The organism is Methanospirillum hungatei, from assembly GCF_019263745.1.
Lineage (GTDB): Archaea > Halobacteriota > Methanomicrobia > Methanomicrobiales > Methanospirillaceae > Methanospirillum > Methanospirillum purgamenti.
Map to the genome: position 1 here is coordinate 1,733,243 of NZ_CP077107.1, position 15,207 is coordinate 1,748,449.

The window sequence follows — 15,207 nt, forward strand, 5'->3', positions numbered from 1 at the left end:
TAAACAGGTCTCATACAAACAGAAGAGCCATCAGAAAATTATTTATTCTTATCAGTCTGCAAATCCTAATTTACCACAGGACAGGTATCTCCTACAATCAGAGGGGCAATTTTTATCTGAATTGACGAGGAAAGACCATGAGTTTTGATAAATCATTCCATCAGGCGGTGTATCTGAATGCACGGGGAAGGTATGAGGAGGCTGTCATAAAATTTGATCAGTTAATTCAGTTACATCCCGATGATGTTGAAGCATGGAAAAAAAGAGCATCGTTCCATATGCAAATCCAGAGATATCAGAACGCTGTCGAGGATTTTTCCAGGATACTTGAGTTATCTCCTGATGACATCGATATATTGATGCAAATGGGTCGTGCTCTCACCGAGCTGGCTCGATTCGAAGAAGCGATTGATGCATTTGAGAAGGTCATTCTAAAATATCCGCATAATATTCCTGCTTTGGTATCGAAAGGAAAAGCCTTGCATGAATTAGGTCGATATGGGCAAGCCATGGAGGCATTTGACAAAGCGGTCAGGGTAAATCCGGAAGATCCTGAGCTTTTAGAGTTGAATGGCGATACACTCATCGAACTTGGCAGGTTTGAAGAGGCACTTGCAGCATTCGAGCGAGCAATTCAGATACGACCAAATAAAGGGTACTTATGGAGAAAGAAGGGTCATGTTCTCAAGGCTCTTGGAAGAAAGGATGAGATGAACGACGCATATGACAAAGGATACCGCCTTGATTGTCCGGAATATAGTATATGAACTAAAAACCCTCCTCTATCCCGTTTTTACACATCAGGGCATTCTCATACCCATTTTAAAAAAGAGGAGATGATAATTGGGTAATGAGAGCCAAAGATTATTCTTCGGCCTGAATTTCAATCGTGCCGGCTACCATCGCCAGGGTTTCAACTCCTGTTGCCGCATCCTCCTTTGTAGGGTAGAATCCGGATGTAATGATGACCTTCTCATCAGTGCTCGTAATATAGACACCGGCCACCATGTCACCATGGGTACCATAATCAACAATACCCCCGCTTTCCAGGTACTGAGGTTCAGTTCCTAGATCCGGAGTGATGTCGGCTCCAAGCATGAAATTATCCAGGTATGCTTCTGAATTTGTATCGTTCAGCTGCTGGCCAATCGGATTTTCTATAACAATTATCGTGATTACAGATTCAGGATTTGTTTCATTGTTAAAAGATGTAACAGGACCAATCGGCGAATCATTTGTTGCGTTCACAAATCCTGGGGGGGACATGACGGTGAATACCGTGTCAGATGAACTGTTCACAAGACTCTCATCTACGGTGATCTGTTTCCAGTCGGTAAAGTCAATTGCCGCTGCATTGTTGCAGAGAATAGCAATCAGACAGAGTAATACAAAACCAAGGGTTCTCTTCATTGACAACCTCATATCGTACCTTATCCTATCAGGTTATTAATGATCATCTGCACCAGTATTGAAAAAGAAAAATAATTCCAAAGCGAAGCTTAAATGCAGAATGATATTCATTCAAAGTAATGAGAATTTTATGAAAGAAAGGGCTCTGTCTGAAAAACAAGTGATATCACTAACCCAACCCCACTATCACATTCTTTTGTTTTCCATTCAGACTTCCGCATTAGAATAATCCAATGGGAAATGCCAGAACAACCGAGTGATTCAGAAAATGAGTTTATTTTATTACTAAAAAACCGACTTAATCGTCAAGCAACACCCTCTCTATTGATTATCATATTCAAATTCCAGATTTTCACGGAAAAAAAATTAATAATTGACCTAGACCATGCAATTTAGAGGTAAATCATTAGTCCCACATCCCTCACCATAATAACAATCAAGATTCCCACCACAACTCATCATTACTGCACAACAATCCTTATGAGGAGTTACGGGCTTTTGGTTTACGGGTGGTTGTTCTTTGATGGGTTGCTGATTGTTTACGGGTGGTTGATTCTTCGTTGGATTCGAATCGTTGATTAACTTTAACAATTCATCTCTATACTCCTGAACTAATTCATTATTTGGATTAATTCGTAAAACCTCTTCAAATGCGTCAATTGCTTCTTCATATCTACCTAGGTTTTTCAGTATTAATCCCTTATTCATCCAGGCATCTTCGAAATCCGAATTAATATTTATCGCTTTATCAAAGGCTTCAATTGCCTCATTAAATTTACCTTGTTCTACTAAAGCCGTCCCTTTATTATTCCATGCTATTTCATCTTTTGGATTAATATCTATTGCTTTGTTAAATGCTTCAATTGCCTTATCTAATTCACCATTTTTCTGAAACTCGCTTCCTTTAGAAATCCAGTCAGTATCTGAATTCTCATCGTCATCAACAAGATTATCATTCACTGGAACTGGACCATCAGTTATTGGAACTGAATTCTCATCCAGTGGTATAGGATTGTTAATTATCGGATTAGAATTATCATTGACAGGAGCTGGATTATCGGTTATCGGAACAGGATTATCACTCACTGGATCAGAACTACCAGTCATCGGGCAAGGTTTGTCACTCACTGAATCAGGGTTATCTTTTATCGGATCTGGAGTGTCAATCACTGTATTGGGGTTATCATTCTTTTTTTCTGATGTATCGGATGGATTTTCAAATTTTGTGACCATTTCAGTAAAAAAACCAACAAAATCATCATTTGAAAATCCCATATTTTTTCCAAAAAGAGCAATCTGACCAATGATGCCATTTACGGTTTTTTCTTTAAACTGATCTAATTCTAATTCTTTTTCTATTGCCGATTTTGCTTCGTCATACTGACCTAATTTATAAAGAGTAAGTGCTTTTGCGGCCCAAACGGTGCATGATTTTTCATTAATTAGAATTTGTTGGTCAAAAGCATCCAGGGCTTCTTCAAATTTTCCTTGTTCAAAAAGCCTCAAACCTTTCTCGTAATTACTGTTATCATTATCTGCCTGAACCCAAAAAGCTAATAATATCACAGATAATAGTGAAAACAGCAAAATCAACTTTCTTTGCATATAACTTCGTAAGCCACATTTATAGATAAAAATATTCTTTTATTGTCGTTGGTTAAAAACTGAATAGATGGCTAATACATAGAAACCGAGCTGATCAAATCAACTGAAATTTGATTGGATGAGTTACCGCTCCATAATTGGACACCCTCTCTTGATGAATCCTAATTATCTATGGGATAACAATAAAAATCCACGAAAGGGGCATTCAGTTTTAGCGGATATATTGTATACATATACCATGTGATGTCCCCAAATTTACAAAAACTCCCGCCATTAATACTTGAAAAGTATGTGGGTAATCCTGTCAAATATTATCAACAAGAAAGTAAATTCCTGACACTCATATACTCAATCAATTTGGTGGCATGGTCGCGTTCTTCTTTCAACTATAAAATACCCAATTTATTCAGGTTTACACATCAATACAGGATCTCGTAATACCCTCATAACCATCATGATTTATCATGTAGATACACTCAATAAAATCTGATAGACCTGATCCAGCCAGTCACAAAAATTTTTGACAGGCATCTACATCGTTCTTTAGTGGGAATTGAATATGATGAAGGCACTCATGAGCACATAATTATGGATTTATCTCCGATTCAAAACGATATCCTGATTACTCTTATCAGCCTGTATGAGAAAAAATCCCTTCCGATAAAAGGAGAGGAGATAGCTGACATCATTTTACGCAATCCCGGAACTGTCAGAAACCAGATGCAGGCACTCAAGGCGATAGGACTCGTTGATGGAATTCCAGGGCCAAAAGGGGGGTACCATCCGACCGCTCTTGCGTACAAAGAACTCAACCTGAAACACAACGGGGAAGCATATGAAGTCAAGATCTCCCGTGACGGAGAGATTGTTCCGGGTGTGAAAGTTGGTGAGATCATCTTTACCACCCTCTCCCATGCCGATATCTGCCATGCCCAGATTCGGATCATCGGAAGTGTGAAACTTTTCAATAATGGTGATGTCATCACCATTGGACCAACCCCGGTCAATAAACTGCTTATCAAGGGTGAAGTCTTTGGGAAAGATGAGAATGAGCCAGCCCTGATCGTCTCAATCCTTGAGATGGTATCTTTGCCAAAAAAACCTATCCGGGACTATATGACCACCCCAATTAAGATGCTTTCTACAAAAAATTCCCTGAAAGAGGCCGTAAGACTCTTTAATACACACCACATCCATGGTGCTCCAGTCATGGACGGGGGATTTCTCCGGGGCATTGTAACCATGTCAGATATACTTCACGCCATAGAACAGGATCTTCCACTAGACACCCAGGTCAGTGAGGTCATGACTGAAGATGTGGTATATGCTGATGCATCGGTCCAGCTCTACGAGGTCATCAGAAAATTCAAGGAGCGTTCTATCGGACGTCTTGTTGTTTTCGAAGAGAACAGACCGGTGGGAATCCTGACCCAGTCAGATATCTTCCGGACACTGCCGACTAATTAATTCCTCTTTCATGCGATCTGTTACAACTCCGGGAGGTATTTTTTACAACGGTGAATGCATCTCTGGATCTGTTCTTATTCCGGATAACTCCGTTGATCTCATCATAACTGATCCTCCCTATGGCATTGAAGGGGACAAACTCCACCGGCACTATAACCGGGATGAATCATTTGTAACAGATGGATATGTAGAAATCCCAGCGGAGGATTATGAATCATTTACAAAGGACTGGATCGGTCAGGCTGAGCGTATTCTCAGGCCTGGAGGTTCTCTTTATATCGTATCTGGTTATACCCATCTTCGTCACATCCTCAATGCACTCTACAAAACCAGCCTGGAGGAAGTAAACCATATCATCTGGCGATATAACTTCGGGGTATTTACCAGTCTGAAGTATGTCTCATCGCACTACCATATCCTGTTTTTTGCAAAGCCCGGGGGAAAGCGGACCTTTAACACCGAATGCAGGTTCTCCCTCTCGGAGAAGGATGAGAACGGGGGATCGCTCAATTACCAGGACCGGGAGGATGTCTGGATCATCAACCGGGAGTATAAACCAAGAAAGGTGAAGAATAAAAATGAACTTCCCACCGCTCTTTTAAGTAAAATCATCCAGTACAGCAGTAATGAAGGGGATCTGGTCTGTGATCTCTTCCTGGGTGGGTTTTCAACCGCAAAAACTGCGATCGGACTCTCACGAAGAGCAACCGGATTTGAGATATCTCCCGTTATGTTTGATGCCAGGATAGATGAGATGGCAGCGCTGATCCCCGGATTTCTTCTCAATACCGCACAAACACCAAAGGAACCTGGCAGGAAACGGACCAGGAAGGCCTGGAATAAAGATGAGACAGAGCGACTCCGATCCAGGTATAACGAGCTGAACCAGACCAATCTTTCTCAGAAAGAGGTTAACCAGCAATTACAGGAAGAGTTCGACCGGGGATACTGGTCAATTGAAAAAGCTCTCAAACAGACTGGTATAAAACCAGGACGATAACCGGAGATATCAGTATCTGATCGGGAGATTTATTATTGGATACAACCGAAATCTGATATATGAAGTCCATACTTGCCCGCACGCTCTCACGGAAACAGATCGTGACCAATGACGGGAAAGCAATCGGATCACTTCGCAATCTGATGGTAGATTTTGATACTGGCCTTATCACCGACCTTGTGCTCGAGCCGGACCAGTCCTTTGATACAACCGGATATACTCTGGACGGAGATCGGATGCTTATCCCCTTTGAAGCAGTAAGGGACATCAAGGACTTTATCGTGGTAGACCGTTATCTTGCCAGAATGTGAGGGAAGTACTTCCTCATAATCTCAACAAATCCTTCTCCGTACGGAACTGATGAACAAAAGTCAGAAATATTCCGTACATCTTCTTGTGCATTTGCAACGCAACAACCGGTACCTGCAGCCTTAATCATACCGATATCGTTCTCTGAGTCTCCTATGCCAAGGAACTCCTCAGGTAGTATACCTAGCTGTTCTGCAACAATATGAAACGTCTTTCCTTTATCGATTCCAGCCTCATGAATATGAATCGCAAAGTTCGTATCCATGATATCAACCGGCCAGCCGGCAAGAAGAGACCTCACCTCGTCTACCGGTACCTCCCGGGCAAACGCGATATCAGAATACCGCTCCTGGTGGGAGTAAAGTTCAAGACGGATGCCTTTTTTCGTATAGTATTCTTCTAACAGGTTCAAAGCTTTTACTGCAATATCCCGGTTCGCCATAACCTTCATTGAGCCCTGAAATCCAATGCGGTACACGCCACCATTTTCACCAATGAATGTTCCACCGGTGCCGATGAGCTTGCAGAGCCCTTTGAGAAGGCAGGAGGTGTTCCCTGAGGAGAGCACCACCTCTATACCATTCTCCTGGAGCTTTCGTATTGTCTCTATGGCAGCAGTCGAAAGCCTGCGCTTTTCATCAGTCAGTGTTCCATCTATATCAGTTATCACGCCCCGTAACACAGATAAACTCCTATAATTGTGGATTTAGCAGGACCGAAGACCGCCCTCTTCCACAAGGAACGTTGCTTCCCCTTCCGGCAGGTTTGGACTGTCAACAAGCCGGAAGATACGCTTTCCGCCCTTGCTTTTACGCAGGTATACCCTGAAGGTGGCAGTATGGCCGACGATATTTCCTCCGATAGGTTTTGTCGGATCACCAAAGAAAACTGCCGGATTGGATTGGACCTGGTTTGTCACAAGGCCTATGGCATTGTACTCGTCACAGAGTTTGAAGATGTCATGCATGTGACGGTTCAGTTTCTGCTGACGTTCTGCAAGAGATCCCCGTCCTGCATACTCTGACCTGAAAAGACCGGTAAGAGAATCCACAATTACCAGCTTGACTGGTTTCCCTGCAGCCTTCAGTTCTTCAGCAAGTTCTCTGGATGTCTCGATAAGGAGCATCTGATGGTCAGAGGTCTGGGCACGGGCAACGTGGATATTTTTTAAGAATTCCTGAGGTTCTGCACCTTCTATCTCTAGGCCCTTTACCATCTGCTCAATACGTTCAGGTCTGAAGGTGTTTTCAGTGTCTACGTAGATGACCGAACCACCAAGACCACCAAGTTCCTCAGGGAGCTGAACATTGACTGCCATCTGGTGGACAATCTGGGATTTACCAGAACCGAACTCACCATACATCTCAGTGATGGCCTGGGTCTCAAATCCTCCACCAAGGAGTTCATCGACTTCCGGAACAAGGGTGCGAAGTTTCTTGACTTTCAGACGTTGCTCAAAGACATCGGTTCCAGTCTTAAATCCGCCAATATCTGCCTGATCCCGGCACCACTTGATCATCTTCTTTGCGGTTGCCTCACCCAGTTCTGCAGCTTCTGCCAGGGTTGAAGGGAGTGAGGTTGCAATACTTTCAACAGTCAGAAATCCTGCATCCCGAAGTTTTTCTGCAATAGCCGGGCCGACACCCGGAATATCTTCAATATCCAGTCTCCGTTGTGGCATATTTGTTATATCTTCCTTATTTGCGGACGGAGCAGTTGTGGATTCTTCTGCATCAGGGTTCAGCTGGGTTGTGCACCATTTTATCATCTTGCGGGCGGTTGCCTCCCCAATTTCTGCAGTATCATAGAGTTCAGTTGCAGTTGCCTGTGCAATCTTCTCCACTGACTCATACCCGGCTTCGCGGAGTTTCTCTGCGGTAGTAGGTCCCACACCGGGAATGTCCTCAAGTTTGTATGCTTCTGTTGCCATAGTATTTTCCTCATCATACAGGTGGCAACGAGGGGTATTTAAGCCTAAAAGAAACGGGGTGAAAGTGAAAACTGCATTTATGAAAGTGACCGGATAAAAGCGGAAATGTCATTTTTCATAGCTGCATGGTCGTGATTTACCACTTCTTCACTTTCGCAAAAGACTCTTTTTCCACTTGCCAGGCCAGTCATGATCACATGGGTACCATGAGGAAGTTTTGTCTCCACAAGCCATGATCCCTCGCTGGTTGCAAGAAGGGTACCTTCTGGTACATGAAGAACGACTCCTTCAATCCGGACTTTTTCTGTTTGTCCCGGAACCACGAACAGAGCGCCGCTCCTTCCGAGGGATACTTCAGTCTCACCAGATCGCCCAATCTTTGCATAGGCATTGTAAAGCATGAGCGTTTCACCGGAAAGGAGCGTTCGTTTTGCATCAGCATCCCAGAGTACCAGAGGAACTTCTGCACTCTCATCAGAAAACCGGAGGTTCCTGACCCAGGAAGTCGTACCATCCCGTTTCGTAAACGGTTTTGCAGGAAGGATTTTTGTAATGGTTCCCCGGACAGTAAAACTCTGTTCAGGGACAAGGGTACCAAGTGGCGTTACCGGAATTGCCGGGATAGTATTGACAGGGGAGATGTGACTCTCTTCGTCAAATATAACCTCTCTTCCCCCATAATCTCCTTCTTTTACCAGAGCACCGGTCACCGATATGGACGTCCCAGGCGATACTCCGGATAACAGGGCAGATTCCCAGCAGAGAAGCCGTGCAGTTCCATTTGTGTCACCGACAAGTCCGCTCACCATCTCACCACCGGTTCCATCCCGACGGGTAAATGGACGGGGCTCTGCAAGACTGAGGATGAGAAGATGCAGATCAGTGCGCTCAGGAGGTTTCCGTTCTTTCACCTCCATCACGCAGTCGATGTCAACACACGTCTTTCGCAGGTTGAGCGGCATAATCTCCCGGATAGACTTTCCATGTCGTCCGATAATCTCAACCACATCAGCAATCTCAAACGTGTCTTCAAGGGCTGCAGCCTGTTCGTCCCAGAAGACCAGTTCAACCTGTCCGGTCTCATCAGCCACCGTCAGCCGTGAGACAAGACCCTTCTCTCCATCTGACCTATCAAACTCCTTTACACCGGAGAATCCGATTATCTTTCCATAAAAACAGAAGAGGGAGGATTTTCCCCGAAGACCACGGATCTTGACATGGGATCGGCCAAGATCTTTTACCACCAGCAGGGCTGCAGCAGTCTCATCTGCAAGATTTCCGCAATCGTTTATTTTTTTCTCTATCAGACGGTCAAATTCTTCCCTGCTAACCAGGTCATCGACCAGAGCGTAGTGATATCTGACCACCGGTTCACTCCGGTGTTATGAAAGCCATGAAGGAGTCACGAGGTTTGCCATCAGGTCAGCAATGGTCTCTGCCCTTCTCATCAGTTCTGCCTGCCCTTTCCTTACCAGCACCTCTGCACACCGGCCCCTGCCATTGTACTGGGATGCCATGGAGTATCCGTAGGCACCAGCATCAAGGACAGCTATCAGGTCGCTGGCAACAACGTCGGGAAGCTCCCGATCATGGGCAAGGATATCTCCCGTCTCACAGATGGGGCCCGTGATCGTGTATGTTCCAGCCGGTTTTTCATCAGCACGGTTTGCCACGAGCACCTCATGGTATGAATCATACATCGCCGGACGGATGAGAAGATTGAATCCTGCGTCCACATTCACAAAGGTCTTGTGTGCCTTTTTGACCGAGTTCACTTTGGTCAGGAGGACTGTTGAGTCACAGACCATGGACCGGCCTGGTTCAATCCAGATCTCAGGTGAAATACCGAGCCGTCCAAGGACCGATGTGCAGACCGGCATGACAGCACTTGCATAGCTGGCAAAGGATGGTGCATCTGGTCCATGATGATCATATGCCACTCCAAGTCCGCCACCAAGGTCAATGAATTTGAACTTCACACCCATCCGGTGGAGCTCTTCAACAACCTCCATCATAACCTGTGCTTCCTTTGCAAAAGGTTCGATCTCAAGGATTTGGGAACCGATGTGACAGTGAATACCAACCGGGACGACGTTTTTACAGGCAAGGGCTGCAGCATAGGCATCGGCAATCTCTGTTGCCGGGATACCAAATTTCGATGTTGCAAGTCCGGTTGCTATCTTCGGGTGTGTCGGCACATCAATTGCCGGATTAACCCTGAAGGATATCTGGGCAACCTTTCCTGCTTCTCCTGCAATCCGGTCAAGCTGAGCCAGTTCATCCAGCGAATCAAGTGATACCCTGACATCTTTCTCCACAGCCAGACGATGATCTGCCTCGGTCTTTGAGGAGCCATTAAAGAGCAGGTGCTCTGGCTTCATCCCGGCAAGAAGGGCCATATGCAGTTCTCCGGATGAGAAGACATCTGCTCCTGCACCCTCCTCTGCAAGGATCTTTATGATATTGAGGTTTCCATTTGCCTTTGCTGCATAGAGAACCCGGATATGTGAGTAATGGGCTGACAGAGCAGCCACATACCCCCGGAAGTTGTCCCGTATTCTGGTCTCATCGGTGACATACAGGGGGGTTCCATAATCGAATGCCAGTTCAACCGTATCACACCCGTCAATCATCAGGTGGTGATTCTGTATGGAGAGATGCGGTGGAAGGTTCACCATTTCACCTCTCCCATCCGGTCCACTGCCTCTTTTATACGGTCAACAGAGCGGGTAATTGCGAATCTGACATAGCCTTCTCCGGATTTTCCAAAGCCGACACCGGGAGTTACAACAATTCCGGTCTCATCAAGCATCTTTGCTGCAAATGAGATGCTATCTGGAACACTCATCCAGACATAGAAGGTTGCCTTTGGTGTGGTAACATCAAATCCAAGCTTGGTAAGGCCACTAACCAGCACATCACGCCGTTCCTGGTAGACCTTACATGCCTCTGCAACACAATCCTGGGGACCCTGAAGAGCCGCTATTGCTGCATACTGAACCGGATTAAATACCCCTGAATCAATATTGGTTTTTACAATACCAAGACCGCGGATAACCTCCTTATTTCCGACTGCCATTCCTATCCGCCATCCGGTCATATTGTAGGTCTTTGACAGGGAGTGCATCTCAATACCTATCTCATCTGCTCCGTCGGTCTCAAGAAAAGACGGTGCCTTGTATCCATCAAAAGAGATTTCAGAGTAGGCATTGTCACTGACAACCACAATACCATGTTCCCGTGCAAATTCTACAACCTCCTGGTAGAATGAGGGGGGTGCAATGGCTGATGTTGGATTATTCGGATAGTTAATCCACATAAGTTTTGCTTTCTTTGCAACATCCTTCGGAATAGCATCAAGATCAGGGAGAAACCCATTCTCTTTGAGAAGGGGCATCTCATGAGTTTTTGCTTCAGCAAAGAGGGCTCCTGTGCTATAGACCGGATACCCGGGACTTGGAACCAGAACATAATCTCCCGGACCCACGAGAGCTTCAGGGATATGGGCAACCCCATCCTTTGAACCCATCAGGGAGATGACCTGTGAGTTGGGATCTACATCAACACCAAACCGCTTATTGTACCAGCCCGCGACAGCCTGGCGGTATGCTGCCATGCCCAGATAGGACGGATAATGATGATTGTCCGGATTTTTAGCTGCATCAATGAGAGCATCGACAATATGGGGCGGAGTAGGAAGATCAGGGTCGCCGACTCCAAGGTCGATAACATCAACCCCTTCAGCCCTTTTCTTTGCTTTCATCTCATCTATGCGGGCAAATAAATAGGGGGGAAGATTCTCGATCCGTTGTGCAAACATGGTGATACACGTTAGCCATCAGAATTCATAGATGTTTAGGAACGAAAAGAAGGAAAGGGGGATCAAACCTTAAACTGGTCCATCTCATCATGAATCCGCTGCACTGTTTCATGAGCCTGATCTGTTACTATGTGTATTTCTTCCATGGAGGAATTCACCTGGGAGACCATATGAGTAATCTGGTCTACTGCGGCTGATGACTCTTCACTTGCAGCAGCCAGGCCTACTGACTCTTTCGCGGTCTGGGTTACCATGTCACTGAATTCATTTACCGTTGCGGTTACTTCTTCAACAGATGCGGCCTGTTGCTCACTTGCAGCGGCAACCTCACTCATGTTTGCATTGATGACCGAGATGGAAGTCACGATCTCATTAAAGATATCGAGGGTTTCATTGACCGCAACATTCCCGCTCTCAATCTCGGTCAGGGACTTCCCAACAGCTGCGGCCATGGCCCCTGATTTTTTCTGAAGTCCGGATATAATGCCTGCAATATGTTCTGCTGACTTCTGGGATTCATTTGCAAGTTCCTTGACTTCTGATGCCACAACAGCAAACCCAAGACCGGCTTCTCCTGCCCGTGCAGCCTCGATTGCAGCGTTCAGGGCCAGAAGGTTGGTCTCTTCGGCAATGGAACTTATGATATCCACGATACGACCGATCTCCCCCATCTGCTGACTGATCTCCTGGTTCATCTCATTGATTGTAGAGGATGCCTGCATGATGTCCTTCATACCAGTCTCTGCCTCGCCAGCTGCTTTCTTACCATTCTCAGAGAGTTCTGCAGCAGTGTTTGTAAGAACAGACACCTGCTCCATTTTTGCCGCAACTGACGAGACGGTTGTGGCAAGATCCTGCATGGCTGCGAGGATCTGCTGGGTATTCATACCACTCTTATCTGCAAGGTCATTCACTGCCGATGCAATCCGGGCGACCTGACCGACACCTTCAGAGACATCTTCAATGCTTTTGTGTGCAACATCGGTTTCACGGGTAACCTCGTTGACCTTATTTGTGATCTCATTCACCTGACCAGATAAGATAGTCATGTGATCACGGACGGCGGTCAGGGCATGGGAAAGATCCACACCGATGGTGTTCAGAGCATCTTTGAACTCAATAAACTCCCCTTCCAGGTGCAGGTTTGGGTTCATCCGGGCCTGGAAGTCACCAGTGGCATATTTTCCACACAGATTCATGGCTTCCTGTAGGGGAACGGCTATGGCATCAACGGTCTCATTTACTCCGTCAATGATAACCGCATAATCTCCCTGGAATTTACTGACATCTCCCCTGACGTTCAGGTTTCCAGATGATGCTGCAGAACTTAAGGTCCGGACCTCATCCCTGAAGAGTTGGAAGGTTGATACAACCTCTGCAAAGGCTTTCCCTAGAATTGAGATTTCATCTTTACTTTGTGATTCAGCAATGCTCACCGAGAGATTCCCATGCTGGATCTGATGGGCTACCTTGACCAGTTCATCCATTCTGCGTGATATTGAGCGACCAAATGCTAACGAGACCAGGGTCCCAGCAATGATTCCAAGAACAACAACGAGGATGATAGTGTTTCGAATGGTATCAAGTGGTCCGGTAAAGTCAGAGAGATCACTACTGGCAACGATGATCCAGTCAAATGGTTCAAAGTAATCATATGCAGCGATTTTATGTGTACCCTGCCAGGGGTATTCCAGGTATCCTTTCTTTTCTGCAAGAATTGTCTTGACAAAGTCATGCGAGGTCATATCCTGACCTTCCAGAGATGGGTGAAGGAGCAGTTTTCCTTTGCTATCCAGGATATACATGTACCCATGTTCACCGATCTTTTTGTTCCTGATCTGTTCCTGCAGAAGACCGATAGTTGTGGCCTCTTCAACACCGACAAAGAGGATACCAATAATATTTCCTGAGTTATCTTTTATCGGCTCATAAGCGGTAATGTAATTCTTTCCAACAACATTTGCAGTTCCATAATAGGTCTGTCCTTTATTGATGACCGCATCATACACTGCATCTGAAACCGGAGTTCCAATTGCCCGTTTTCCATCATCTCCAATTACATTGGTTGATATCCGGATGGCCTGGTTTCCTTTCTTCTGAAATACTGTTGCTGCCCCTCCCAGAAGAGACTGGACTTCATCCACTATCTCAAAATTGTTATTCACCTTATAGGAAGAACCAAGAATGAGTTCGTCATTTACTATCGAAGGTTTTCCTTTTTCGTAAAAGAGCTCACGAAGGACATTCAGATCACTATTTACCTTGACCTGAGTCAGATCAAAGACTGTTTTCGTCTCTTCGGTGATATCCGCTGTCTGCATCTCAAGACTCATCCGGATATCATCTGTGATTGTCGTTTCAGCACTTGAGTACGCTACATACCCAAGCACGATGGTCGGAACGGTAACCAGAATCAGACAAATGAGAATAATTTTCTGCCCGATTGTTGCATTATCGATCCATTTTTTTAATTTGTTTTGCATGATGTTCCCCACGGTACCATATTATCTTCGCGTGTTTGATTCCCCTGCACCACACTATTAATCACCATAACGCATGGCAAATATTTATTATATATGATATTAATCGGATTATGAAACAAGGATTATTTTTGTAGGGCAGCGATTTGGTTCCTGACAGATGAAAAAAGAGATCTCAAATAAGCATTTCCCATCATTGTTTCTGGAGCAAAATTCGAGTATTAAGGAAGTTTTACAATTTTATATCTGTGTCTTCTTTTAAAATACTGAATTCGTTGAATTATACTGCATTTTTAAAAAAGTTGAAGCAGGAAGATGAGAAGAATACAATACGTGCTGAAAAAATTAGTTTTTTCGTGATCGGGTCATCCTACTCATCAGAAGAGTGGACGGACTATCTTTTGCGCTTCCAGGGAGAGATATCCATAGACTGAACCAGCGACTACCGGAAGCCAGGTCAGAACCTCATCCCGTGTTCTCCCTGTTACAGCACAGTATTTATCCAGATAAAGATCCTCAAGTCCCTGCCTGGCTATGTAATAATCCATGTAACTTCTACATGCATCAGCTGCAGGACAGCCACAGGAGACCTCTGCCCAGTCAATAATCATACATGAATCCCCATCACAGAGTATGTTCCCTCCATGGAAATCGCCATGACAGAGAATGATATCATCAGGAAGCGAAGGAAGCATTCCGATAAGACGTTCTTTTTCTTCAGGTGATAATCCGAGACTTGCGGTAATCATTCCCTGCTGCATCATTTTGAGAGGACGGAAATCGGTAAATTTCACCTGATGCAGAGCTGCCTGAAGTTTTACGACTGTGTCCATACATTCCGCGACCTTACTTCTGTCTTTGATCATAACATCAAGGAGTGAGATCCCTTTGACCAGATCCATAAGCAGTACGGTCCGGTTACTGAAGGTCTCAACGCCATACACCTTCGGAGCAGGAATACCCAGTTCATTGATGACTGCCATGGTGTACGCCTCCTGAAATGCCTGTCTGGGCGGCTGGTTATCCCGAAATACCTTTGCTGCAACGCCATCCCGGGCATAGATTACGGCAGCCATTCCAGCACCGATCTGTTCACCGTACCGCTCCCTGAATGCTTTGTCATCTCCAATCTCTCCAAAAAGGGTGTTTACATTGGTTTGATCTGTCATGATAATGCCTCATTTCA

The 15,207-nt window shown here is 45.2% G+C and carries 13 protein-coding genes and 1 pseudogene; 4 read left to right on the forward strand and 10 right to left on the reverse strand.

Annotation, left to right across the window (positions count from 1 at the left end; all coding sequences use genetic code 11):
• Window positions 1-137 precede the first annotated feature (137 nt).
• The gene (locus tag KSK55_RS08285; protein ID WP_214420172.1) at window positions 138-767 is read left to right on the forward strand and encodes a tetratricopeptide repeat protein; all 630 of its coding nucleotides are present in this window, start codon (window positions 138-140) and stop codon (window positions 765-767) included.
• Window positions 768-864: 97 nt separating this feature from the next.
• Here KSK55_RS08285 and KSK55_RS08290 read toward each other — a convergent pair whose 3' ends face one another.
• Window positions 865-1,410 (reverse strand): hypothetical protein, encoded by a 546-nt coding sequence (locus KSK55_RS08290; protein WP_214420171.1) that lies wholly within the window; start codon window positions 1,408-1,410, stop codon window positions 865-867.
• 378 nt (window positions 1,411-1,788) lie between these two features.
• Window positions 1,789-3,015 carry a tetratricopeptide repeat protein gene (locus KSK55_RS08295; protein WP_214420170.1) on the reverse strand — a complete coding sequence of 409 codons (1,227 nt, stop codon included), beginning with the start codon at window positions 3,013-3,015 and terminating at the stop codon, window positions 1,789-1,791.
• Window positions 3,016-3,603: 588 nt separating this feature from the next.
• Here KSK55_RS08295 and KSK55_RS08300 point away from each other — a divergent pair.
• From KSK55_RS08300 to KSK55_RS08310, 3 genes are read left to right on the forward strand one after another with little or no spacing between them, the layout of a single operon-like run.
• Complete coding sequence (locus KSK55_RS08300; protein ID WP_214421281.1) at window positions 3,604-4,482, forward strand: CBS domain-containing protein; 879 nt, start codon at window positions 3,604-3,606, stop codon at window positions 4,480-4,482.
• Between the two features lie 10 nt (window positions 4,483-4,492).
• On the forward strand, window positions 4,493-5,482 hold the full coding sequence (locus KSK55_RS08305) for a DNA-methyltransferase (RefSeq protein WP_218606561.1): 990 nt from the start codon (window positions 4,493-4,495) through the stop codon (window positions 5,480-5,482).
• 59 nt (window positions 5,483-5,541) lie between these two features.
• Entirely contained in the window at window positions 5,542-5,793 is a 252-nt protein-coding gene (locus KSK55_RS08310) for a PRC-barrel domain-containing protein (protein ID WP_011449883.1), read from the forward strand.
• Here the strand turns inward: KSK55_RS08310 and KSK55_RS08315 are convergent.
• The 8 genes and pseudogenes from KSK55_RS08315 to KSK55_RS08345 form a co-directional block, all read right to left on the reverse strand.
• Window positions 5,775-6,473, reverse strand: a complete 699-nt coding sequence (locus tag KSK55_RS08315; RefSeq protein ID WP_218606562.1) for a phosphoglycolate phosphatase — start codon at window positions 6,471-6,473, stop codon at window positions 5,775-5,777. The two genes, KSK55_RS08310 and KSK55_RS08315, sit on opposite strands and share 19 nt — an antisense overlap.
• A gap of 24 nt (window positions 6,474-6,497) precedes the next feature.
• Window positions 6,498-7,472 (reverse strand): DNA repair and recombination protein RadA, encoded by a 975-nt coding sequence (gene radA / locus KSK55_RS08320; protein WP_306128585.1) that lies wholly within the window; start codon window positions 7,470-7,472, stop codon window positions 6,498-6,500.
• 123 nt (window positions 7,473-7,595) lie between these two features.
• Window positions 7,596-7,721: pseudogene (locus KSK55_RS16600) on the reverse strand (helix-hairpin-helix domain-containing protein); the annotation flags it as partial.
• A 77-nt stretch (window positions 7,722-7,798) separates the two neighbouring features.
• Window positions 7,799-9,088: an OB-fold nucleic acid binding domain-containing protein gene (locus tag KSK55_RS08325; protein ID WP_218606564.1), complete on the reverse strand. Its 1,290-nt coding sequence runs from the start codon at window positions 9,086-9,088 to the stop codon at window positions 7,799-7,801.
• A gap of 15 nt (window positions 9,089-9,103) precedes the next feature.
• Window positions 9,104-10,396, reverse strand: a complete 1,293-nt coding sequence (lysA, locus tag KSK55_RS08330; RefSeq protein WP_218608908.1) for a diaminopimelate decarboxylase — start codon at window positions 10,394-10,396, stop codon at window positions 9,104-9,106.
• Window positions 10,393-11,541: an LL-diaminopimelate aminotransferase gene (locus KSK55_RS08335; protein ID WP_214420165.1), complete on the reverse strand. Its 1,149-nt coding sequence runs from the start codon at window positions 11,539-11,541 to the stop codon at window positions 10,393-10,395. Before KSK55_RS08335 ends, lysA begins: the two co-directional genes overlap by 4 nt.
• Window positions 11,542-11,603: 62 nt before the next feature.
• Window positions 11,604-14,024 carry a methyl-accepting chemotaxis protein gene (locus KSK55_RS08340; protein WP_218606565.1) on the reverse strand — a complete coding sequence of 807 codons (2,421 nt, stop codon included), beginning with the start codon at window positions 14,022-14,024 and terminating at the stop codon, window positions 11,604-11,606.
• Window positions 14,025-14,398: 374 nt separating this feature from the next.
• Complete coding sequence (locus KSK55_RS08345) at window positions 14,399-15,190, reverse strand: phosphotransferase family protein (RefSeq protein ID WP_218606566.1); 792 nt, start codon at window positions 15,188-15,190, stop codon at window positions 14,399-14,401.
• Window positions 15,191-15,207: the final 17 nt, after the last annotated feature.